Genomic DNA, 22,183 nt, shown 5'->3' on the forward strand with positions numbered 1-22,183 from the left:
TTACTTATTCAGCAGAAGCTCCAAAGGCGCCTTGAACAGGTCCAGCACCGGCCCGGGGTGCACGCCAAGATACACAACTACCACGGCTAGCAGAACCAGCACGCTTCCTTCTCTCAGCGAAACCTCCGCGAGCACCGTCGGTTTGCTCTCCTTGCCGAAGAGCACCTCCTGCACCAGGCGCACCGTGTAGATGAGCGTCAGGACGCTCCCCAGAAAAGCCCCCAGTGCGGCGGCGGGCGCGACCTTGAAAACACCGACCAGGACGATCAGCTCGCTCACGAAGTTGTTCAACCCCGGCACCCCGGCGGAGGCCATATTGAAGATGAGGAAGAAGAAGGCGAGCACGGGGACCTTGCCCCATACGCCGCCGAAATCTGAAAGGTCGCGGCTCTCCGCGCGCTCGTCGAGCATGCCGACCATGACGAAGAGCGCGCCGGTGGTGATGGCGTGATTCACCATCTGCATGAGCGCTCCGGAGACGGCCACTGGGCTCCACGCCGCGATCCCGAGTGCGACGAACCCCATGTGGCTCACGCTCGAGTAGGCAAGCATCCGCTTCATGTCCCGCTGTGCGAAGGCGACCCAGGCGAAGTAGCAGATGCCGAGCACGGCGACCACGTAGACGAGCGGCGTGAGGGCGCGGGAGGCCTCGGGGAAGAGCGGGTAGGCGATGCGGATCAGGCCGTAGGCGGCGGTCTTCGAGAGAAGGCTCGCAAGCATCAGCGTACCGGCGACGGGGGCGTCGCAGTATGCGTCAGGCTGCCAGGTGTGCAGCGGGAAAAGCGGGAACTTGATGGCGAACGAGAGCAGGAACGCGCCGAAAAGCCAAAGCCCCAGTTGGTACGGAACGGTGGTGTGCATGAGCGCGGGAAGCGCGAAGGTGTAGCTCCCGGTCTGGGCGCCGTGCATCAGGTAGAGCGCGATGATGGCCAGCAGCATGAGGAGCGAGCCGACGAAGGTGTAGAGGAAGAACTTGATGGTCGAGTAGACCGGCCTGCCGGTTCCCCAGACGCCGATCAGGAAAAGCATCGGGATCAGCATCGCTTCCCAGAAAAGGTAGAAGAGGAAAAGGTCGAGGCTCAGGAAGAGCCCCTGCACCGCGCCCTGCAGGGCCAGGAGCAGTGACAGGTAGAGTCCCTGCCGCTCCTTCACCTTCCAGGAGGCGATGATCGCGACGATGGTGATGAAGGCGGTGAGGATAACCATGACGAGGCTGATGCCGTCCATCCCGAGGGTGAAGCGGATGCCGAAACGGTCGATCCAGCCGTGGTCCTGGTACAGGAAGAACCCGGTGGGTACGCCGACCTGCGCCGTACCCTGGCGGTCGATGGCGAGCGGGGCGCAGGCGAGGACGAACTCCGCCGCGCCGAAGGCGAGCGCGAGCCACCGCGCGGCAGACGCGCTTTGCCTAAGGGCGAACACGAGCAGCGCTCCCACGAGCGGGAGGAAGATAAGCAGCGAAAGTATCGGGATGAGAGATGTCATCAGAGGTCCCGTGGCGCGTTTGCGCCGGTTACGTTACAGCACGAGCCACGCGAGGTAGCAAAGGATGAGGGCTCCCCCGGCGGCGAAACTGATCAGGTAGACTGCGACGCGCCCGGTGCTCCAGCGCCCGAGCCGCTGACCGACCGAGCCGATTCCTTTGCCCAGACCGTCCAGCGAGTCGTCGATGACCCCTTTGTCCATGCGCTCCCACAAAATGCCGGCGAGCGCGCGGTAGGGGCGGATGAAAAGGACGTTGTACAACGCGTCGAAATACCAGCCGTTGGCGAGGAACGAGATGAGCGGGGAGGGAGGCGACTGCGCCTCCTGCATCCGGTGCGCGCGTCCCTTGCCGTAGCGTAGCCACGCCGCCGCGAGTCCCGCGAGTGCGAGTGCCCCGGCCACGGCCTGCATGACGATCTCCTGCTCGTGCGTCGCCTCAACGGCGCCGCCCCCGGGGATCGCGACGAAGAGGCGGGTGAGGAGCCCTTCGCCCATGTATCCCGGCAGGTTCAGCACGCCGCCGAAGAGCCCGAGTATGGCCAGGGGGATGAGCACCGCCTGCATAACGCCGAGGCCGGTGGTGCGGTGCACGTGCCCGTTGCCCCCCCCGAAGACCAGGAAGACGAGACGGAAACTGTAGAAGGCGGTGATGAGGGCGGTCAGGAGTCCCAAAAGGTACAGGGATTGGTAAAGCGCCCCCCCCTTGTGCCAGACCGCCATGAGGATGCTGTCCTTGCTGAAGAAACCGCCGGTAAAAGGCAGGCCCGCTAGGCAGGCGGCACCGGCGAGGAAACTCCAGAAGGTGAGCGGCAGCGTCCGCCGGAGCCCGCCCATCTTGAAGATGTCCTGTTCGTGGTGCATCGCTGCGATGATGCACCCCGCGCCGAGGAAGAGGAGCGCCTTGAAGAAGGCGTGCACCAGCAGGTGGAAGGTCGCCGCGGTGACCGCTTCCGCGCCGACGCCGAGCATCATGTAGCCGATCTGGCTGATGGTCGAATAGGCGAGCACACGTTTCAGGTCGCGCTGGGCGAGGGCGCAGGTGGCGCCGTAGAAGGCTGTCACCGCGCCGGTCACGGCGATGGCGGCAAGTGCTGTCTGCGAAGCTGAAATCATCGGGTACATGCGGGCCAGGAGGTACACCCCGGCGGTGACCATGGTTGCCGCATGGATCATGGCGGAGACCGGCGTGGGGCCGGCCATCGCGTCCGGAAGCCAGACCATGAGCGGGACCTGGGCCGACTTACCCATGGCGGCGATGAGGAAAAGGATGCCGAGGGCGGTGAGCACGGAGACCGGCATCAGGAAGCCCATGCCGTTTAGCTTCGTCACAGAGAGGGTCCCGAAGAGCTGGAAGAGCCAGGCGAGTGCGATCATGAAGGCGGTGTCGCCGATCCTCGTGGTGATGAACGCCTTTCGTCCTGCGTCGGCGTTGTTTGTATCCCGGTACCAGAAACCGATCAGGAGGTACGAGCAGAAGCCGACCCCCTCCCAGCCGAGGTAGAGAAGCGGCAGGCTCTCAGCGAGGACCAGGGTCAGCATGGCGAAGACGAAGATGTTCAGCAGGGCGAAGTAGCGCGCGTAGTCCTCGTCCTCGCGCATGTAGAAGACAGAGTAGAGGTGGATCAGGCCGCACACGAAGCCGATCATCACGGAAAGCGAGAGCGAAAGGGGATCGAGGTAGAGCGAGATCGGGATGACGAGGTCGAAACTCGCGAACCATTCCGCCAGGGTGACCACCGTCGGCGCCGTGTAGGATAGGGCGGTGAGGAGCGCGCATACGAAGCTCCCGAATACGGCGCCGCAGGCGAGGCTCTCCACCAGCACGCGCGGCAGTTTCCTCCCGGCGATGGCGCAGGTGAGACCGCCCAGAAGCGGGAAGAGGAGCATCAATGTCAGGTAGGTTGCCGGCATCATTATCCCTTCATCGAATCGAACCGGTCCGTGTTGACCGTCTGCTTGCGGCGGTGCAGATAGACCACCATCGCGAGTGCAAGCGACACCTCGGCCGAGGTGAGCGCCATGAGCATCAGCGAAAAGAGCTGTCCGTCGGCGATGCCCCAGTGCGCCGAGCCCCCGACGAAGGTGAGCATGACGGCGTTCAGCATGATCTCGATCCCGATGAGCATCATGATCACGTTGGCGCGCCACGCGATCACGCAGCCAAGCCCCATGGCGAACATGAGCGAGGCGACGATCAGGATGTGCGACAGCGGTACGCTCATTTGCGCCTCCCGAGGTACAGCGCGCCCACCAGGGCGAAGAGTAGCTGCATGGAAACGATCTCCACGGCGACCCCGTACTGTTTGAAGAGCGTGTAGGCGAACTGGCGCACCGGGATGTCGGTGAAGCCGGGGGGGACCGCCCGCACGTGGCTGAGCAGCAGCACCGCCAGCGCGCCCACCACCACGACCACCAGGGCCAGGGCCGGCCACCAGTCGGAAAAGCGCGGTTTGGGAAGCTTCTCGGGCGATTCCAGCTCCAGCATCATGATGACGAACAGGAAGAGCACCATGATGGCGCCGGCGTAGATGATGACCTCGAAGGCGGCGATGAGCGGGGCGCCCAAGAGGTAGAACATCAAGGCCAGCGCGAAGAACGAAACCACCAGGTAGACGATCGCCCGCACCGCCTGCCGCGCCGTAATGGCGCAGAGCGTTCCAATCAGCAGTATCGCCGCCAGTATGTAGAAAACAGTCGCTTCCATCTCTCTCCAGATTATGCGATTCCCACACCTGGCGTTCCCGCCCCCGGAGGGGGAGGGACAGGGAGGGGGATTTTTTGTTGCGGCTGTGCCCCCCTCCCAGCCTCCCCCCTCCAGGGGGAGGAGTGCTCGGATGGAGCTTTTTAAGCCTCTACGGCATGAGGCTCCTCGGGTCGAAGGGCGCCTGCTCGCCGTCGCCGCTACCGCGCGGCTGCACCACGCCGATGCCGGCATGGCGGTAGAAATTGTAGTCGGGATCCTTGCCGGTCCCGTCGATCAGCAGATCTTCCTTTTCGTACACCATGTCGATCACCTGCCGCCTGCAGTTGAACATCTCGGGGGACATCTGGATGGCGAGTGTCGGGCACGCCTCGGCGCAGAGGCCGCATAGGATGCAGCGCGAGAAGTTGATGCGGAACCAGGCGGCGTAACGCCGGCCGTTCTCACCTTCGGCCGCCGCCATCGATATGCAGTCGACGGGGCAGGCCCCGGAGCACAGATAGCAGGCGACGCAGCGCTCGGCGCCGTCGGGATCGCGGGTCAGGACGATGCTGCCGCGGAAGCGCTCCGGCATGGGCCGACGCTCCTCGGGGAACTGCACCGTGACCGGCTTCCTGAAGATGTGGCGCAGGGTGATAGAAAGGCCGGTAAAGATCTCTTTTATGTCGGTCAGTATGGACATCTGTTCCCGATGTTGTTCTTGTTGCCGTAAGTTGCCTGCCGTCGCCTCAAACTTCGGCAGGATTTGCCGCGCCCGGAGAGGCGGCCGGGGCCCGGCAGACAGCGCGGGGCTGTCTGCCGGAAGGAGGTGTTAGTTGGGCCGTAGTGCCTTCAGCAAGACGTCGAGGGTCTGTTTGTGACGGTTGTTCTCTGCGTAGGCCAGGGCGGTGGTTCCGGAGTATGACAGCGCCATGGGGTCGGCGCCGTTGTCGACCAGCAGTTGACTGGTCTGGGTGCAGCCGTAGTTGGCTGCCAGCATGAGAGGCGTGTGGCCGTCGCGGTCGCGGGCATCGACCTCGGCACCCTTTTGCAGCAGCAGGCGTACCACGTCCGCCTTGCCGTGCGCTGCTGCGAAATGCAGCGGGGTCTTTCCCTTGTCGCTTCTGGCGGTGATGCTGGCGCCGCGCTCCAAAAGCTCGCTCACCTCAGCAAGATTGCCGGCCTTTGCCGCGTCCATGAGTGCGGTGTGGCCGTTTTTGTCCACCGCATCCACCTGTGCTGTAAACCCTGCCCCCAACTCGACTTCCACGGTTGTCGTCATCGCAGTTCCTCCTTTGTTGAATGCATTGCCCAGTACAACGCCCCCTATCGTAAAGCCAGCCACCAACCGGTGACCAGAATATTGAGAAGAGCTAGCGGTGTCAGGAACTTCCAGCCCAGATGCATGAGCTGGTCGTAGCGAAGGCGGGGCAGGGTTCCCCTGACCCAGATGAACAGGAACGAGAACAATCCGACCTTGATGAAGAACCAGAGGATCGGCGGCAGTAGCGGGCCGCGCCATCCGCCCAGGAAGAAGAGCGAGGCGAGCGAGCCCAGAGAGATGATGTTGATGTACTCCCCGACGAAGAAGAGCCCGAAGCGCATCCCGGAGTACTCGGTGTGGAAGCCGGCGACGAGCTCCCCTTCCGCCTCGGGGAGGTCGAAGGGGATGCGGCGGCACTCGGCCAGGATGCTGACCAGGAAGATCGCAAAGGCGAGCGGCTGGTACACGATGAACGGCATATCCGCCTGGGCGTTGACGATGTCGGCGAGGCTCAGCGACTTGGCCAGCATGACCACGGGAACCAGGGAGAGCCCCATGGACAGCTCGTAGGAGATGAGCTGGGACAGGCCGCGGATGCTCCCTAAGAGCGCGTACTTCGAGTTGGAGGCCCAGCCGCCGAGGGCGACGCCGTAGACCGCGACCGATGAGAGCGCCATGAAGTAGAGCACCCCCACGTTCAGGTCGGCGACCTGCATGGTCACCTTGTGCCCGAAGATCTCCACCGGCGCCCCCAGGGGGATGATGGCGAAGGTGAGGATGGCCGGCAGCGCCGCCATGGCCGGTGCTAACGAGAAGAGGAGGCGGTCCGCAGCGCTCGGGATCATGTCCTCCTTGGTGAGCATCTTGATGACGTCGGCCAGCGGCTGCAAAAGGCCCCATGGACCGACCCGGTTCGGGCCGATGCGGTCCTGGAGAAAGCCGAGGATGCGCCGTTCCGCCAGCACCAGGTAGGCTGCATAGGTGAGGATGACGGCGAAGACGAAGACGATCTTCCCGAGCATCAGCGCTATGTCGACGGTATCCCAAGTCATGGCTCGGTCCTTGGATCGCCCTGCAGAAGGTTGAAGACGCGGACCCCTTCACCTTCCGGATCGAGGTCCTTCAGCTTGCTCCATCTCCCGGTGAGGGGCTCCTCGATGGTCCGTCCCCCCAGTCTCTCGATGAGCTGCGCCATGACACGCCAGGCGTCCCGCTCCGCGCCGCCGGGTATTTCTTTTCGATGCACCCGTGGCGGGTGCTCTGCCGCTGCGTCGGCTGCGGAGCCGTAGTACTTGGAGTCCAGCCCCTTAAGGGGAAGGCCGGACACCCGCGTGCGCCGGAAGCGCTGCGCGCGCCCCTCGTAGTTGATGGCGGTGCCGTCCGACTCGACCCAGGTGGTGGTGGGGAGAAAAACCGGCGCCTTCACGGCAGCCGCGCTGTTACGCCAGTCGGCGCAGGCCAGCACCTCGACGTCGGCTGTGAGCCCATCGGGCAGGTCGGCTTCGAAGCAGACGACACCCTTTATCTTCCCGGCCGAAGCCAGCTCAGAAAACGCTTCTCCCCCGAATTCCAGGGTGAGGAGCCCTCCCGCCATGGCGTTGGGGCCCGGCTGTAGCATCACGAGCTTGGCTCCCCCCGAGGCAAGCTGATCCAAAAGGTCCGCATCCTTCTTCCCGGCGCCTGCGATGACCACCCCCCTGCCGCCCCCCTCGAAGGGGACCTCGTCCAGGTTGGCTACCGCGGTGAAGGTAAAGGGAAGCTTTTGCTTGGCCGGAATAGGATCGCCGTCTACCAGGTAGATCTGCGCACCGGCAAGAAACGCCTTGCGCACCGCCAGGGCCAGCATGGGGCCTTCCTCCATGAGATCAAGGGAATAGAGCGCGATGCACTCCGCCTTCTCGATGTCACGCAGGTAGGCGCTGTTCTTCTCATGGAGTAGTCTCGCCGCCGCCACGCTGCCGGCAAGCTCTGCCCCGTCGCCGAAATAGCAGAGCCGGGCGCCGTCGACGGTGCGGGCGAGCTGCGCCAGCAGGGTCATCCCCTCCAGGGAGAGTCTTGAGGAGGCGACGAAGGCGAGGCTTTCCGCACCGTTTTGGGCGACGAACTTCCCGATCGCCTTGGCGGCCGCATCGATGGCGTCTTCGTAGCCGCAGGTGGCACCATCCAGGCGCGCTTCGCGCGGGCGCTGCGGGTCGTTCAGGTAACCCTTGTCGAAGCGGGCGCGGTCGCAGATGAACCAGCCGTTCACCTGGTCGTTGCGGCGTCCCACGATCTTGATGGTCTCCCTCTGGAAGTTCTGCGGCGCGGTGTTGCAGCCGACCGAACAGTGCTGGCAGACCGAGGGGGCGAACTCGTAGTCCCAGTAGCGGGCCCGGAAGCGCCCGGTCTTGTCGGTGAAGACCCCGGTTGGGCAGATGTCGACCAGGTTGCCTGAGAAGGGAGACTCGAGGGCCCCTTCCTTGAACCTGCCGAAGTAGACCCGGCCGGCGCTCCCGGTCACGCCGAAGTCGGTACCGCCGGCGTAATCCTGGTAGAACCTGACGCAGCGGTAGCACTCGATGCAGCGGTTCATCTCGTGGTGGATCGTCTCGCCCAGGTACTGGTTCTGGAAGGTCCTCTTTTTACCCTGGTAGCGGCGCCGGCTGTGCCCCCCGGCGATGGTGAAGTCCTGCAGGAGGCACTCGCCCCCCTCGTCGCAGACCGGGCAGTCGTGCGGGTGGTTCATCATGAGCCACTCGATCACCAGCTGGCGCATCCTGAGCGCCTCGGGATCGGTGGTCGAGACCACCATGCCGTCCTGGGCCGGGAGGGCGCACGACATCTGGATTCCCTTCACCGGGCCGTCCAGGAGTTTCACGGCGCAGAGGCGGCAGGCCGCGGCGATGGCGAGCGCAGGATGGTAGCAGAAGTGCGGGATGGTTATGCCGACGCTTCGCGCCGCCTCCAGCACGCTCGTTCCCGGCGCAACCTCTACCGGTATGTCATCGATGATCAGTTTGGGCATCTTCCTCTTTCGTCCTTATATGCTTCCGTCCCATCTCTCTTATCCCGCGACGCCCTCACCCCGACCCTCTCCCGGGGGAGAGGGAGGATGGACGTGGCTTCCAGAGGGAGGGCCCTTTGTGTGCCCCTAAGCGCCGTAACCTACCTCGCGCTCCCCCCTTTGCGAAGGGGGGACGGGGGGGATTTGCTCTTCGCTGGCACGTCCGAACCGCAGCCGCTCAGCATCTGCCATCTACCTGCGCAGTTTGCGGGATAGGGAGCGAGCTTCTTATAACCTTACTTCAGCGGGCACTTCTTCTTAACGATATGCTCCCGCACCTCGTCCTCGAAGTCGCGCAATAGCCCTTCAAGGGGGGCCATGGCCCCCGGCGCGAGGGCGCAGAAGCTGTAATTCAGGTACTTCACGTGCTCGCGCAGGATGGCGATGTCGTCCTCCACGCCGCGGCCGTTCTCGATCCTGGTTAGGATCTCCCTCACGAAGGGGAGCCCCTCGCGGCACGGGGTGCACCAGCCGCAGGATTCCCGGGCGAAGAAGGTGATCAGGTTCAGGGTCGCCTCGATGAGGCAGTGGCTTTCGTCGAAGACGATCACGCCGCCGGAGCCGAGCCGGGAGCCTGCCTTGGCCACGGTGTCGTAGTCCATCGGGAGCTTCATGTGCTCCGGTTTCAGGAACTGTGTCGAGGCGCCACCCGGGATGCAGGCCTTGAACTTCCTACCTTCACGCATGCCGCCGCAGGCGTCGAGGACCGCCTCGAGGGTGCTCCCGATCGGGAGCTCGACGCAGGCGCGGTTTTTAACCGAGCCGCTCACGCAGAAGAGCTTGCTCCCTGCCCCTTCCGGGTTGAGCGCGAGCCCCTTGAACCAGGCGGCTCCGTTGGCGACGATGGCCGGGATGTTGGCCAGCGTCTCCACGTTGTTCACCACGGTCGGCCCCTGCCAGAGCCCCTTAACCGCCGGAAAGGGGGGCTTTTGCCGCGGGTTCGGTCGCTTCCCCTCCAGGGCGTTGATAAGGGCGGTTTCCTCGCCGCAGATGTAGCGGCCGGCGGAGAGGTGCAGGTCCAGCTCGATGGAGTGCTCCGTCCCGAGGATCTTCTCTCCCAGGAGTCCCGCCTGCTTTGCCTCGTCGATGCCGCACGCGAGGTTCGCCGCCGCCTTCTCGTAACCCTTGCGGATGAAGATGAAGGCGTGACGGACGCCGAGCGCATAGCAGGCAAGCGTCATCCCCTCGATCAGCGAGTAGGGGTTATGCTCGAGGAGCACCCGGTCCTTGTAGGTGCCGGGCTCCATCTCGTCGCAGTTGCAGATGAGCCAGCGCGGCCCCGGGAGATCGCGCGGCACGAAGGACCACTTGCGACCCGTCGGGAAACCGGCGCCGCCGCGGCCGCGCAGTCCCGAATCGATCACGGTCTGCTGCACCTCGGCGGGGCTCATCCCGGTGAAGGCCTTCTTGAGCCCCTCGAAGCCCCCCTCCTCACGGTACTCGTCGAAGGTGACCACGCGGTTTGCACGGTTATGTCGGAAAAGCGGGAGTGTCATGCTTTTTGCCGCTCCATCTCCAGTATTTCGTCCACCAGCTCGGGGGTCAGCTTCCCGTACGGGACGTCGCCCACCGACATGGCCGGACCGTCGCCGCACATCCCCATGCAGCAGCATGGGAGTAGGGTGAACATGCCGTCCGCGGTGGTCTCGCCGAGGCCGACGCCGAGTTTCTTCTTCAGGTGCTCGATGATGCCTTCGCAGTCGACGCACCAGCAGGAGATGGAATCGCAGACGTGGATCACCTTCTTCCCTACCGGGCGGCGGTAGATCATCTCGTAGAAGGTGGCGAGCTCCTCGACCTGCAGCGGCGAGAGCCCGAGAAGGCTTGCCGCCTCCCCGACCGCCTCGTCGGTCAGCCAGCCGTAATGGGCCTGTAGCTCCTTCATCACGTCTACCGCGGCCTCCCGCGCGGTGATGGCGGAGGCGACGCGCGCCTCCAGCGTTTTTTTCAAACTCTCCGGTATCATCCCGAGTTCTGCTCCTTATTGTTACCGGTCCAGGTCCGCCAGCACGAAGTCGATGGAACCGAGGATGGCGAGAAAGTCCGACACGAGCCAGCCGCGGCTCAAAACGGGGAGCGACTGGATGTGCGGGAAGGTCGGGGTCCTGATCCGCATGCGGTAGGCGGTGTGCAGACCGTCCGAGACCGCGAAGTAGCCGCACTCACCTTTGGGCGCCTCGATCGGGGCGTAGCATTCCCCCTTCGGGGGCGACATGCCGCGCGTCGCATTCACGAAGTGGTGGATCAGCGACTCGATGTCGTTCAGCGCGTCCCGTTTCTGCGGAAGCGTGTAACGGTAGTCCTGGGAGATCCAGCGGCCGTCCGGCATCCCCTCTGCGGCCTGCTTCACGATGGCGAAGGACTGCCGCATCTCCTCCATGCGCACGAGGTAGCGGGCGTAACAGTCCCCGCCTTGCGCGACGGCGACGTCGAACTTGAAGCGGTCGTAGCCGCCGTAGGGCATCTTCTTCCTGAGGTCCCAGTCGAAGCCGCAGGCGCGCAGCATCGGACCGCTGAGGCCCCATTCCATCGCCTGGTCCACGGTGATCGCGGAGACCTCCTTGAGGCGCGCGGTGAAGATCGGGTTGCCGGTAAGAAGCTTTTCGTACTCGGCAAGGCGCGGGGGGAACCACTCCAGGAAGGCGCGCACCTTCTCCAGCCATCCCGGCGGGAGGTCGTCGGCGACGCCGCCGATCCTGAACCAGGCCGGATGCATGCGGCCGCCGGTGATCAGCTCGACGATGTCGAAGATCTTCTCGCGGTCCGTGAAGGTGTAGAAAACCGGGGTCATGGCGCCGATGTCCGCGGCGAAGGTCCCGAGCCATACCAGGTGGTTCGCGATGCGGAACAGCTCGCAGAGCATGACGCGGATGTAGGTGGCACGCTCGGGGATCTCGATGCCGCACAGTTTCTCGACCGAGTTCAGGTAGGCGAGGTTGTTCTGCACCCCGGCCAGGTAGTCGATCCGGTCCGTGTACGGCATGAACTGGTGCCAGTTCTGGCGCTCGCCGATCTTCTCGGCGCCGCGGTGGTGGTAGCCTATCTCGCTCTCCATGTCGACGATCTCCTCGCCGGAGAGCTTCAACACGAAACGGACCACGCCGTGGGTCCCCGGGTGCTGGGGGCCGAGGTTCAGGATGAGGGTCTCATCGTCGACGCGGTCGAAGAAGTCGCTGGCGGGAAGCGCCTTGCGCCGGCGCGCCTCGTCGGCTGTGTAGGGGGGCATCTCGGTTGCCCGGGAGGGGTGTTCCTTCCTGAGCGGGTGCCCCTCCCAGTCCGGCGGCATCAGGATGCGGGTGAGGTTTTTGTGTCCGGCGAAGCGGATGCCGAACATGTCGTAGGCCTCGCGCTCGTACCAGTCGGCGGCCGGGAAGACCGAGGTGACGCTCGGCATCTCGGGGTACGCCCCGTCAAGCTCGGTCTTGACCCGTATTCTGCCCGGGGTGTCGAAGCAGGTGAGGTGGTAGTTCACGGTGAAGTCGCGGAAGCGGTCGCGGTCGCGCCGGCACGATTCGTCGACGCAGGCGATATCCTCCAGGCGGCGGAAGGGGGAGGCACTGCGCTTCTTAAGGTGCGCGAGCAGCTCTGGCACCAGCCGGGCCGGGGCGCGCAGGGTGAGCATGTCGCAGGCGGCCGGATCGACGGCCACCTCGGCACCGAAAACGGCGTGCAGTTCGCCTTCTAGGCCGAAGTCGGGGTAGGGGAGGTGCGGCTGTTTCGGGCGCCAGAGCTCGTCGGAGCGGGGCGCCGCGAAGTGCGGGTGCTGCATGGCGCTGCCGCGGATGGCGGTCCCCTCCATGCCGGGGCCGCGGGTGTCTCGCGACTTGGTGACGCCGTCCACGAGGATCGGGGCCACCGTCCCCTGGGTCCCCCCCTGCATGCGGAGCACGGGACGCGTCGGACGCTCCTCGGTCCTGATCTTTTGCTGCAGCAGCATGAGCCCTTCGAGGAAGGATTCGGGGCGCGGCGGACAGCCGGGGATGTAGAGGTCGACGGGGAGGATCTGGTTCACCCCCTGCACGACGCTGTAGACGTCGTACATACCGCCGGAGTTGGCGCAGCTTCCCATGGAGATGACCCACTTGGGCTCCGCCATCTGGTCGTAAAGCCTGAGGATACAGGGTGCCATCTTCTTGAAGACGGTCCCCGCGATAACCATGAGGTCGGCCTCGCGCGGCGTGCCGCGCAGGACCTCGGCACCGAAGCGCGAGACGTCGTAGCGCGAGGTGAAGGAGGCCATCATCTCCACGAAACAGCAAGACAGCCCGAAGAACATGGGCCACAGTGAGTTCGCCCTCCCCCAGTTGATCAGGTCGTCAAGGTTGGTGAGGAGGACGTTTTCCGGTATTTTTTCGTCGGCCCTCTCGCTCAAGGCTTACCTCGCTCGCGGACGGCTGAAGGTCCCCATTCAAGGCCACCCTTGATCCAGAGCCAGACAAGCCCCAGCATGAGGATGACGATAAAGGCGGTGATGTGGACGAGGCCGGGGATGCCCAGAAGGTCCCAGGCGGTGGCCCAGGTCAGGATGAAGGCACCCTCGACGTCAAAGACGATGAAAAAGATGGCGATGAGGTAGAAGGGAACGCGTGAGGCGTGGCGGGCGGCCCCGGTGGGGACGACGCCCGATTCGTACGGGATGTGCTTGTCAGCTGAGTCCTTCCCGGAGCCGAGAAAGTACGCCGCGGCTAAAAGCAGGGCGATGAGCCCCACCGCGGCTGCGGTGTAGATGGCGAGAGGGATGAACTCTACCTGCTGAGCGGTTACTGGCATACCGGCCTTTCAATGAGAGTATCAGGGGATTTTGGTACCCGTATAATCTAGCGTAGGGCGGCTGAAAGTCAATTTTTCCCGCGGTTAATTTAGTCTTTCATTAGAGGGTCAGGTCATCATGATCTTGCTCTTCAGGATGAGTATCTCAAAGGCCATGGCGGCCTTGCCGATGAGCTTCTGGATTTCGGGAAGTTTTTCCTCGAGAGGGGTACTACCGCCGCCGACATAGAGGACGGCTACGACGCGTCCCATCATCACGAGCGGGACCAGGAGGTTGTTAAAGGGAGTTCCCCCACCCAGCGCCTCCATGATGGCCTGGTTGCCGGCCGTCGCGGGCATCGGGCCCATAAAGTAGTTCTTACTCTGGTCCACCACGTTAAGCACCGACGGCTCGGTAAGCGAGAGCTCCAGCTCCTCGAACTCAGGGACCGGCCTGTTGTCGACCCGCGCCACCCAGCCGGAAGCACGGCCGCCGCGCAAAAGGAAAAAGGCGACCCGGCGGAACTGGGAGCCGAGGTGGCCGGTGACCAGTTCCGCGATCCAGTCTCGGTCATCCGGCTCGGCAAGACCTGCAAGCACGCTCTCCAGGGAGTAATCCTGCTCCGGGTCTTCAACCTCCTCGTAGATCTCGGCGGCGGGCGGCTCGGGCGTGGTGTGCGGTGTGGCGGGCTCGGCGGCAGGCGTGGGCGCGGCTGCACTTTCCGGAGCCGCTGGCGGAATCGCTGCGCCTGGGGCCGCTGCCGCCGGAGCCTGTGTGGCTGGCTGCAGCGCGAGGTCGGCCTGCTGCACTTCGCTTTGTTCAAGGAGTTCCAGGCAACTCAGGTCCTCGAGCACCGGGAGGTCGAGAATCTCATCCTCTTCGTGGGCCGGCCATAACTCGAGGGTCGGTTTCGGGGGCGCGGGAGGGGGAGGGGCGGCGGCTACTCGGTTTGCCGGGATTGCCGTCTGAGGAACGGGCTGATGCGAGGTATGGTGCCGGTTCCTGCTCCTGCTCCCTCCCTCCACGCTTATGTAGCGAACCTCACGCTTGATGCGGTAGTACTTCTCCATCGCCGTGACGATGCGCAGTTCCGGGGCGATCACAGGCATGATGATGAGGCCGGTGGCGAAGGAAATTTCGTCTATGGCGTTGAAATCGGTAGGATCTACCATCGCCAGGGTGAGCTTGCGCTTGTTCAATTCGATGGGGACCACGCGGTATTTCTTCACGTAGTCGTATGAGATGAGCTTGATGACTTCGTCGGGGATGTCGAGCAGCTGTTCCGGGGTGGCGTGGGGAACCCCGGTCTTCTGGCTCAGAAACTCAGCCAGGTCGCGCTCATCTAGGTACCCCATCTCTACGAGGTTGGTGCCGAAACGACCGCCGAAAATGGCCTGCCCCTTGAGGGTTTCCTCCAACTGGAACGGCGTGATTTTTCCCGCCTGGACCAGCATTTCGCCCAATCTCATCTTCTCCAAAACGTCCTCCGCCATCACATGAAATCGCATCGCAAGACCGGTCATGCCGCATCAGGTGCAGGGGGGCGGAACTGCCGTTTTGGGGCGGCATCCCGTGCCGGTCAGGCGCCAATTTAGAGCCGCTTCACGTAGATGTCAATAGCAAAGGGGGGCGTTGTCGTTCAGCAGAGGTCGACGATCTCGTAGGAGGCGCTGCCTATTTCCACCGTGTCGCCGAGGGACTTGCCGATCAGCTCTCGCCCCATCGGGGAACTCGGAGTAATGACCAGGACTTCCTCGCCATCCAGCAGCAGTTTTAAGCCACCTTCCTGCGGGCCGATGAAGACCGTTTTCAGCGCTCCGTCGTCCCCTTCCAGGGTGACCAGCGCGGTGAGGCGGATTTCGGCCAAGGCGTTGAAGGGCTGCAGTGACAGGCCGCGGTAGGCCTGCAGGGCGAGCTTTACCTCCTGGGCTCGGTTTGCCTGCCCTTGCGCCACGTAAGAGGCCTCGAGGCTCAGTGTGTCGTACTTGTTGTCGGGGATGTTTTCTTCGTGGATGGCCGCTTCATGGGCCGCCTTCGCGGCCTTCATCAGGGTGTCCAGATCATGGGTGAGGCGGTCGATGATGAGACGGTGCAGTTGCTTCTTTTTGTTCGTTACGATGGGAAACCTTCCTGAGAGATGTTTAGGTCACTTGTCGGGTGACGGCGACAGATACTATAACGCGCGGAGGAATCTGTCTAGGGGTACCAGTTGATTCCGATCAGATGCATGTTGATGCCAGGGTTCGGGCCGCCGTTGAAACCGGCGTTGGACATGTGCTGGAAACGGTAGGAGAGACCGAAGCCTGGGGTGACATGGTAGATCAGCTCGGCGTGTGAGACGAACTGCTGAATGCCGTTGTAGTCTTTCAAGCCGAAGCGGTCGCGGGAAATGATGGCGATGCTGATACCGAGGTCGAGTTCGAGGGGGAATTGCGGATTCCCCAACCTGAAGGCGGGCCCGAGGGTGCCGATGAACCCATTGTCTTCTTCTGTGCTCAAAGTTCCTGCGGTGATCGCCACCTCGGTTCCTACTCCCCAGCCTGCTTTATTGCGCAGGCCCCAGGGGAGTTGGTACGTACCGAAGGCTTCGATCAAATAGGCCCCGTCGTCCTTACCGTCTACAGAGACGCCACCCCTCACGCCGGCTGGCCCCCAGTTGCCCGCTGCGGCGGGACTTGCTATGGCCGAAAGTAGAGCTAATGCTGCGATCACCATAAGGAGTATGCTTTTCATGGCTTGCCCCGAGTTAGGGTTGATTAACCTCATAAGGTGTAGCCATAATTCCACAAAATTCAAGCATCTTTCGTCCAGAGTGGAGGCTCCCACGGCAAAAAGTCCTTTTGTTGCGGAAAAACCTTAGCAGATGTACTATTTAATAGGCGGTAAACAGGCAGGAGGAGGCTGTTAATGACAGCCGGAAGGAGGTGCCCATGAAAGGATACCAGCTGGTAAAAGAGATCAGAGATGCGAAGAGCGCTCACCCTGACATGGTATTCATCAAGTGGTGGCGCAATGAGGAGGATTTCATCGATTTCGACCTGCTTGACCGATTCCTGCAGAACCTGAAAGAGAGCGAAAACATCGGCGGATTCGAGTTGATCAACGAGGATGAGATGTGGCGCACTCTTGAAGCAAGATGCCGCGGGCGGGTGACGAGGGAACAGCGTGACGGAGAGTGGGTGTTGCACTGGACGCCGCCGCCTGACAGAAAGGTTGAGGAGGCACAGACAGAGTTCCCGTACACCGCAGAGTCACTGGTGAAGATTCTGGATTCGGAAACCAACTACAACTACGTGGACTGATAGACAGGCTCCGCGTCCGCGCGCCTCCGCTTCTGCTGACGATGAGGGGCGAAGACTTCCGTCTTCGCCCCTTTTATTGTCCAGGTTCAGCCTCTGGCCAGCATCTTGAAGAAATCGAGCACCTTGTCAGGATGTTCAGAGGCCTTCGCGATCTTCGTCCAGTGCCTGATCACGGTTCCCTCAGGCGCGAGCACCACCGTGGAGCGGATCACCCCCATGGTGGTTTTGCCGTACTGAACCTTCTCACCGAAGGCGCCGTATGCCTTCATCACCGACGCGTCCGGGTCGGAGAGGAGGGTGAACGGGAGCTTGAAGTCGGCAATGAACTTCTCGTGCGACTTTAACGAATCTTTGGAAATGCCTACCAATACGACCCCCAACTGGAGGAAAAGCGGCTGCAGCTTTGCAAAGCCGACCGCCTCGGCGGTTCAGCCGGGGGTGTTGTCTTTAGGATAGAAGAAGAGCACCACGAGTTTCCCCGCGTACTCCTTCAGCGAATGCTCCTTCCCGTCGCTCCCCTGGAGCCTGAAATCCGGCGCCTTCTGGCCTTCTAGTGACATGCCTGCCTCCTTGGATATGGTTCTCATTAACTGGTTAAACATAGCAGACTGGGCATGAATGGCAAGGGATAAGGCTGCGGTTGTCAGCTCCGTCCTTTCAGGGTATGCTGTGGCCGGTTTTATGGGAGGAGGGGAGATGGGCGGCATCATGGAGGTGGCGGGCGATCCGGAGCGTTGGCATCACTTTGCCGGGGTCCTGCTCGTGATAGCGATGGCGGTGTTGCAGGCGCGGGTCGGGAGGGCGGGAGCCCTATGGCAGATCTGCTGGGCACTTCCGGGGACGCTGCTGCATGAGCTTTCTCACCTGGTGGTGGCTGCGGTGACCGGCGGGAGGCCCGTGGGGTTCAGCATTATCCCGCGGCGGGAAGGCGAGGGGCGCTGGGTGCTGGGTTCGGTGACCATCAGTAACGCCGGGACCGTTTCCGCGCTACCCTCGGCGCTTGCGCCGCTTTTGCTGAACGTGGTTGCTTATTATCTGTACCTTGGATGGAACACGTGGTTTCCCCCGGACCTGTCGCACACCCTGCTCATGTACGTTGCCATTTACGTTTTCAGTTACAGCTCGATTCCGTCGGGGCAGGATGTACGGGTTGCCCTTTCCAATCCTGCGGGGGTGCTGCTCTACGGCGGTGCGGCGGGATTCTATTTCTGGCGGGCGGGACTTTAGGAGTTAAAAAAGCCCGCCCCCCACTTTCGTGGAGGCGGGCTCGCCTTCTCATCTATCCCAGCCAATCTATTAGAGCGTCGCTGCCAGCCTCTCGAACTCCTTCTTCGAACGCACGATGCAGTCTTCCACCGCCATCCCGGCAAAGTAGTTCCCTGTCACGTATAGGCTACTTCCCTGCAGCAGGCGGTCGACCTCGTCGGTGAGCGCCTTATGGCCCACCACCGGCGACGGGAGCTGGCTCTCACGCTCCACCACCTGCTCGAGATCCTCGGGCTTAACCTTTAGCACTTGGGCGATCCGATTCAGCTTCGCATCCAGCGGGAGCTTGTCGGACTTGAAGTGGAAGCTGAATCCCCGATAGCTGCCGTGGGCTACGGTGTCACGAGAAACGGCGGAGTAGAATTCTTCACCGATCGGAATCAGACCGGCCAGAAGCGGCAGCTGCAGCTTGCTCTTCTGAACCGCCACCCCTACCGTCTCAATGGTCTCCAGCTTGAGCGCGGAAAGCACCTTGGCGAGTTCGGGGGCGATGCCGGCGGCAAGCGCCGCGCTCGCCGGCGGCGGGGCGGCGAGGGTGAGCCTCGGTGCACCGTAGACGGTCCCGTCGGAGAGTTCCACCTCATAACCGGACGCGTCCTTGGAGATGCGGACGACCTCCGCACCTGTCTCCAGGGTTATGCCACGGGCCGCGACGAGCCCGTCGATGACGCTGTTAAGCCCCCCCTTCAGGGTGAAGCTCTTGATGACGTCCTTTCTCCTCGGACGCTTGTTGAAAAGCATGTCGGCGGGGAAGTCGTCGGCGCGCTGCGAGATGACCGCGTTGAAGGCCGGACCGAATACGTTTTTATAGTTCTTCCGCCCAACGATGCGCCCGTAGTACGATGCGACGCTCTCCCCATCCTTCTTCAGGGTGAAGAGCTGCCAGGCTGAGGTGAAAAGTTCGACGAAGGAGAGCTGTGAAGGGATGCTTTTGACCTCGTTGCCGACCAGCATCTTGAAGGAGACTTTCTCCCTCGGAAGGATGCTCTGCATAAGCCCGTGGCGCTCCATGAGCTCTAACAGCCCGCCGTAGGAGTTGTAGCAGGTGTGGGCGCCGAGTTCGAGCCAGAAGCCTTCGGCACTTCCCTGAAAGCGGTGCGAATGGAAACATCCGCCGGGACGATAGCTCTTTTCAAGGACCAGGGTGTTGAGTCCCTTGGCGGCTGCATGACTGGCGAAACTGAGCCCGCTGATCCCTGCTCCTATCACGATGGCGTCGAATTGCTTCATCTGGCGGCTCCTGTTTTTAAGGGTCGTTAATTGCAGCCTATATAAGCCCGCCCGCGCGGAGTTGTCAAGGTTTACAACATGTTGACATTAGTGGGGGCAGCAATTACATTCTGTGGAGCAATTCCAGGGACATTGAAAGGACTTCCGTTATGGCACAAAGAGATTACTACGAGGTGCTCGGTCTGAAAAAAGGCGCCTCGGCCGACGAAATCAAGCGGGCCTACCGCAAGCTCGCGGTGAAATACCACCCGGACAAGAACCCGGGGAACAAAGAGGCCGAGGAGCGCTTCAAGGAGATCAACGAGGCGTACGCCGTCCTGTCCGATCCACAGAAGAAGGAGCAGTTCGACCAGTTCGGCTCCACCAATTTTCACCAGCGCTTCTCGCAGGAGGACATCTTCCGGGGCTTCAACGTGGACGACATGTTCCGCGACCAGGGTTTCGGCACCGACGACATCTTCTCGCGCATCTTCGGGGACGCCATGCGGCGCCAGCGCGGCGGCCGGGGCAGGGCGGCGGCAAGGGGCGAGGACTTCTCCATGGAACTCCAGGTCACCTTCCGGGACGCCTACGACGGCGCGGAGAAACGGGTCGCCTTCATGCGTGACGGCTCCCGGGAGGAGCTGTCGGTGAAGGTTCCCGCCGGAATAGAAAGCGGCGCGCGGCTGAGGGTGGCGGGACGCGGTGGGCCGGGGCGCATGGGGGGGCCTCCCGGGGACCTCTACCTGACCGTCCTGGTCAGCGCCGATCCCCTGTTCCAACGCGAGGGTAACGACATCGTGCTGAACAACGAGGTGCGCTTCTCCGAGGCGGTCCTCGGGGGACAGCTCGAGGTGCCGACCATGCAGGGGACCAAGCGGATCAGGATCCCGGCCGGCATCCAGTCCGGCACCAAGGTGCGCCTTAAGGGGCTCGGCTTTCCGCTGATGGGGGGGGGTGGACGTGGCGACATGTACGTGCGGGTCGCGGTGCACGTGCCGGAAAAGCTCACCTCTCACCAGCGCGAGCTGATGGAGCAGTTGGCGGCGGAAGGGCTCTGACCCCTCCGGCACCGGCAAAAAAAATCCCCTTCGCCGCGGACCGGCGAGGGGGGTTTTCGTTTCTGGGGTAGCAGCGGCTAGGGCTGCTTGATGTCGATGCTGGCGGCGTTACGAAGGTCCTTCACCCACTGGTTGAAGCGCTCGTCCGACTTCTTCTTGTAGAGCTGCTCCTCGATGGAGTCCTTGACCTCCTCGAAGGGGCGGCCCGTCCCGCGGCTCTTCTGCTCCAGCTTAATGATGTGGAGACCGGCCGGGCTCCGTACGATGGAGCTCACCTCGCCCGGCTTCATGGCGGCAACGGTGTCGCCGATCTCGGGAAGCATGTCGCTCTTCTTGAAGCTGCCTAGGTCCCCACCGTCCTTGGCGGCGGCGGGATCCTGGGAGTATTTCTTGGCGAGGGCGGCGAAGTCCTCGCCCGCGCGCGCCTTCGCGAGCACCTCGTTGGCGAGCTTCTCCGTGGCGAGCTTCTCCGTGGCGGCGGCATCTTCCGGTTTAGCCTTGGGATCGAGTTTGAAGAAGATGTGCCGGGCGTGGAAGGTCTCGGCGCCGCCGTAGCTGTCGCTATGCGCGTCGTAGTACTCGCGCATCTCGCGTTCACCCACCTGGATCTTGGAACGGACCTCCTGGCTCATGAGCCGCATCCGCTCCAACTGCTCCTTCAACTGCGCCTTGTACTGCGGGAAGGTGAGTCCCTGGGCCGCCAGAGCCTGCTCCAGCGCCTCCTGGGTGAGGTTGTTCTGCTTCTTGACGTCCTCGATGGAAGCGCGCAGTTCGTCGTCGCCTACCTTGATGTCCAGCTCGCGGATCTTCTGCTCGACCAGCTTCTTGTCCACGAGCCGGTTCAGCGCCGCACTTCTGAGCCCCATCTTCTCTGCTGGCGGGAGCTTCTCGCTCTCCTTCAGCATCTGGGCATATTCCTTGTCGAGGTCGACGGTGGTGATCACCTCGTCGTTGACGACGGCAGCGATGCCGCTGATCTGTTTTGCCTGGGACGGGAAGGGGGATACTGCCAGGAGGGCCAGCAGGGTGCAGGCCATGATGATCTTAGCCATGGTGTCTCTCTATAGCCGCGCATGCGGCGTTTGTGCAAAAACGGCCGGACTTGCGCCCGGCCGTTGGCTGTTTCGGTTATTCCTTGTGATTCCGACTATTTCGCCTGGGCGGGCTGGCCGGCTGCCGGCTGTGCGCCCTCTTTGGCGCCCTCAGGTCCCTTGAGCCCTTTCAGCGCGTCTTCCTTAACGCTGATCTTCGCCTGCTTCTTCAGGTCATCCTTGAGTTTCTTGAAGGTCTCCTGCTGCTTCTCCGGGAGGAGGGCCGCCTTGATCTGGTCCTTCACCTCTTCGAGGGAGCGCGGGCCGGCGGGGCGCTGGCCGGTCACCTTGATGATGTGGTAGCCGAACTGGGTCTTCACGATGCCGGAGGTCTGCCCTTCCTTCATACCGAAAGCGACCTTTTCGAAGTCGGGGATCATGGAGCCTTTGCCGAACCAGCCGAGATCGCCACCTTTCTGGGCTGCGCCGTCGATGGAGAACTTCTTGGCCAGGTCCTCGAAGTTAGCGCCGGCCTTAAGCTGTTTCTCGATGTCCTTCGCCTGATCCTCGGATTTGACCAGGATGTGGCTCGCTCTGATCTGTGCGCCGGTCTGGAACTTGTCCTTGTTCTTGTTGTAGTAGTCCTGCAGCTCGGCGTCGGTGACCTTGCCGATCTCTTCAACCTTCTTCTTCAGGAATGCCTCGACGATGACGCGCTTTTTCAGGTCTTCCAGGCGTGCGGCGACGTCCGGGCTCTTGTCGATCCCTTCCTTCTGTGCCTGCTGCATGATCAGCTCGCGCACCACCATGGTGTCGATCATTTCCTTCTTCCCTTCCGGGGTCTCGGTCATCGGCTTCAGGTACGGGGGAAGAGCGGCCTGCTCTTTGTAGAAATCGTTGTCCGTGATGGTGGCGCCGTTCACCTCGGCGAGGACGACCCCTTTACCCGGGCCTTCCTGTTTCACCCCGGTGGCCGCCTCTTTCTTGCAGCCGGTCACGGCAACGCAGAGAGCGAGTAAAAGTACGGTGGCAGATTTGCTGAATTGCACGGTTAGCTCCTTTTATAAGTTGCGTAAATGATTTCCAATCCGG

At 62.7% G+C, this 22,183-nt stretch carries 22 protein-coding genes; 3 read left to right on the forward strand and 19 right to left on the reverse strand.

The genetic code is table 11. The features are described 5' to 3' along the window. From E8K79_RS14550 to E8K79_RS14620, 15 genes are all read right to left on the reverse strand, one after another. Positions 1-1,485 carry a complex I subunit 4 family protein gene (locus E8K79_RS14550; protein ID WP_136515336.1) on the reverse strand — a complete coding sequence of 495 codons (1,485 nt, stop codon included), beginning with the start codon at positions 1,483-1,485 and terminating at the stop codon, positions 1-3. A 33-nt stretch (positions 1,486-1,518) separates the two neighbouring features. Further along, positions 1,519-3,396 carry an NADH-quinone oxidoreductase subunit L gene (gene nuoL / locus E8K79_RS14555; RefSeq protein WP_407925482.1) on the reverse strand — a complete coding sequence of 626 codons (1,878 nt, stop codon included), beginning with the start codon at positions 3,394-3,396 and terminating at the stop codon, positions 1,519-1,521. Between the two features lie 2 nt (positions 3,397-3,398). Continuing rightward, the gene (gene nuoK / locus E8K79_RS14560) at positions 3,399-3,707 is read right to left on the reverse strand and encodes an NADH-quinone oxidoreductase subunit NuoK (protein ID WP_136515338.1); all 309 of its coding nucleotides are present in this window, start codon (positions 3,705-3,707) and stop codon (positions 3,399-3,401) included. Further along, complete coding sequence (locus E8K79_RS14565) at positions 3,704-4,189, reverse strand: NADH-quinone oxidoreductase subunit J family protein (RefSeq protein WP_136515339.1); 486 nt, start codon at positions 4,187-4,189, stop codon at positions 3,704-3,706. The genes nuoK and E8K79_RS14565 overlap by 4 nt, the downstream gene beginning before the upstream one ends. A 148-nt stretch (positions 4,190-4,337) precedes the next feature. Continuing rightward, positions 4,338-4,868, reverse strand: coding sequence for an NADH-quinone oxidoreductase subunit NuoI (nuoI, locus tag E8K79_RS14570; RefSeq protein ID WP_129125202.1), 531 nt, complete (start codon positions 4,866-4,868; stop codon positions 4,338-4,340). Between the two features lie 129 nt (positions 4,869-4,997). Next, on the reverse strand, positions 4,998-5,447 hold the full coding sequence (locus tag E8K79_RS14575) for an ankyrin repeat domain-containing protein (protein ID WP_135868852.1): 450 nt from the start codon (positions 5,445-5,447) through the stop codon (positions 4,998-5,000). Positions 5,448-5,491: 44 nt separating this feature from the next. Further along, a complete protein-coding gene (gene nuoH, locus E8K79_RS14580) occupies positions 5,492-6,481 on the reverse strand; it encodes an NADH-quinone oxidoreductase subunit NuoH (protein WP_135868851.1) in 990 nt (329 codons plus the stop codon). Beyond that, positions 6,478-8,433, reverse strand: coding sequence for a 2Fe-2S iron-sulfur cluster-binding protein (locus E8K79_RS14585; RefSeq protein WP_136515340.1), 1,956 nt, complete (start codon positions 8,431-8,433; stop codon positions 6,478-6,480). Before E8K79_RS14585 ends, nuoH begins: the two co-directional genes overlap by 4 nt. 275 nt (positions 8,434-8,708) lie before the next feature. Further along, entirely contained in the window at positions 8,709-9,968 is a 1,260-nt protein-coding gene (locus E8K79_RS14590; protein WP_136515341.1) for a complex I 51 kDa subunit family protein, read from the reverse strand. Next, complete coding sequence (nuoE, locus tag E8K79_RS14595) at positions 9,965-10,438, reverse strand: NADH-quinone oxidoreductase subunit NuoE (protein ID WP_136515342.1); 474 nt, start codon at positions 10,436-10,438, stop codon at positions 9,965-9,967. The genes E8K79_RS14590 and nuoE overlap by 4 nt, the downstream gene beginning before the upstream one ends. Positions 10,439-10,459: 21 nt before the next feature. Continuing rightward, positions 10,460-12,844, reverse strand: coding sequence for an NADH-quinone oxidoreductase subunit B/C/D (locus E8K79_RS14600; RefSeq protein ID WP_136515343.1), 2,385 nt, complete (start codon positions 12,842-12,844; stop codon positions 10,460-10,462). Next, entirely contained in the window at positions 12,841-13,242 is a 402-nt protein-coding gene (locus E8K79_RS14605; RefSeq protein ID WP_135868846.1) for an NADH-quinone oxidoreductase subunit A, read from the reverse strand. The genes E8K79_RS14600 and E8K79_RS14605 overlap by 4 nt, the downstream gene beginning before the upstream one ends. Positions 13,243-13,350: 108 nt before the next feature. Next, positions 13,351-14,691, reverse strand: a complete 1,341-nt coding sequence (locus tag E8K79_RS14610) for a GspE/PulE/PilB domain-containing protein (RefSeq protein ID WP_136515560.1) — start codon at positions 14,689-14,691, stop codon at positions 13,351-13,353. A 170-nt stretch (positions 14,692-14,861) separates the two neighbouring features. Then, positions 14,862-15,269, reverse strand: a complete 408-nt coding sequence (locus tag E8K79_RS14615; protein WP_136515344.1) for a GreA/GreB family elongation factor — start codon at positions 15,267-15,269, stop codon at positions 14,862-14,864. 149 nt (positions 15,270-15,418) lie between these two features. Then, positions 15,419-15,955: an acyloxyacyl hydrolase gene (locus E8K79_RS14620; protein ID WP_136515345.1), complete on the reverse strand. Its 537-nt coding sequence runs from the start codon at positions 15,953-15,955 to the stop codon at positions 15,419-15,421. A 197-nt stretch (positions 15,956-16,152) separates the two neighbouring features. Between E8K79_RS14620 and E8K79_RS14625 the strand changes: the two genes are divergently transcribed. Then, positions 16,153-16,524: a hypothetical protein gene (locus E8K79_RS14625; RefSeq protein WP_135868842.1), complete on the forward strand. Its 372-nt coding sequence runs from the start codon at positions 16,153-16,155 to the stop codon at positions 16,522-16,524. 86 nt (positions 16,525-16,610) lie between these two features. Here the strand turns inward: E8K79_RS14625 and E8K79_RS14630 are convergent, their stop codons facing one another. Further along, the gene (locus E8K79_RS14630) at positions 16,611-17,084 is read right to left on the reverse strand and encodes a peroxiredoxin (protein ID WP_136515346.1); all 474 of its coding nucleotides are present in this window, start codon (positions 17,082-17,084) and stop codon (positions 16,611-16,613) included. 136 nt (positions 17,085-17,220) lie between these two features. On the opposite strand from E8K79_RS14630, the gene E8K79_RS14635 reads away from it, so the two are divergent. Then, on the forward strand, positions 17,221-17,751 hold the full coding sequence (locus tag E8K79_RS14635) for a hypothetical protein (protein WP_136515347.1): 531 nt from the start codon (positions 17,221-17,223) through the stop codon (positions 17,749-17,751). Positions 17,752-17,820: 69 nt separating this feature from the next. Here E8K79_RS14635 and E8K79_RS14640 read toward each other — a convergent pair whose 3' ends face one another. Continuing rightward, the gene (locus tag E8K79_RS14640; RefSeq protein WP_136515348.1) at positions 17,821-19,020 is read right to left on the reverse strand and encodes a protoporphyrinogen/coproporphyrinogen oxidase; all 1,200 of its coding nucleotides are present in this window, start codon (positions 19,018-19,020) and stop codon (positions 17,821-17,823) included. 149 nt (positions 19,021-19,169) lie between these two features. Here E8K79_RS14640 and E8K79_RS14645 point away from each other — a divergent pair, with 149 nt between their 5' ends. Then, positions 19,170-20,060 (forward strand): DnaJ C-terminal domain-containing protein, encoded by an 891-nt coding sequence (locus tag E8K79_RS14645; RefSeq protein ID WP_136515349.1) that lies wholly within the window; start codon positions 19,170-19,172, stop codon positions 20,058-20,060. Between the two features lie 77 nt (positions 20,061-20,137). Here the strand turns inward: E8K79_RS14645 and E8K79_RS14650 are convergent, their stop codons facing one another. Further along, positions 20,138-21,112: a peptidylprolyl isomerase gene (locus E8K79_RS14650; RefSeq protein ID WP_136515350.1), complete on the reverse strand. Its 975-nt coding sequence runs from the start codon at positions 21,110-21,112 to the stop codon at positions 20,138-20,140. A 95-nt stretch (positions 21,113-21,207) separates the two neighbouring features. Further along, positions 21,208-22,140 (reverse strand): peptidylprolyl isomerase, encoded by a 933-nt coding sequence (locus E8K79_RS14655; RefSeq protein WP_136515351.1) that lies wholly within the window; start codon positions 22,138-22,140, stop codon positions 21,208-21,210. Positions 22,141-22,183: the final 43 nt, after the last annotated feature.

Origin of the sequence: Geomonas edaphica (assembly GCF_004917075.1) — a bacterium.
Classification (GTDB): domain Bacteria; phylum Desulfobacterota; class Desulfuromonadia; order Geobacterales; family Geobacteraceae; genus Geomonas; species Geomonas edaphica.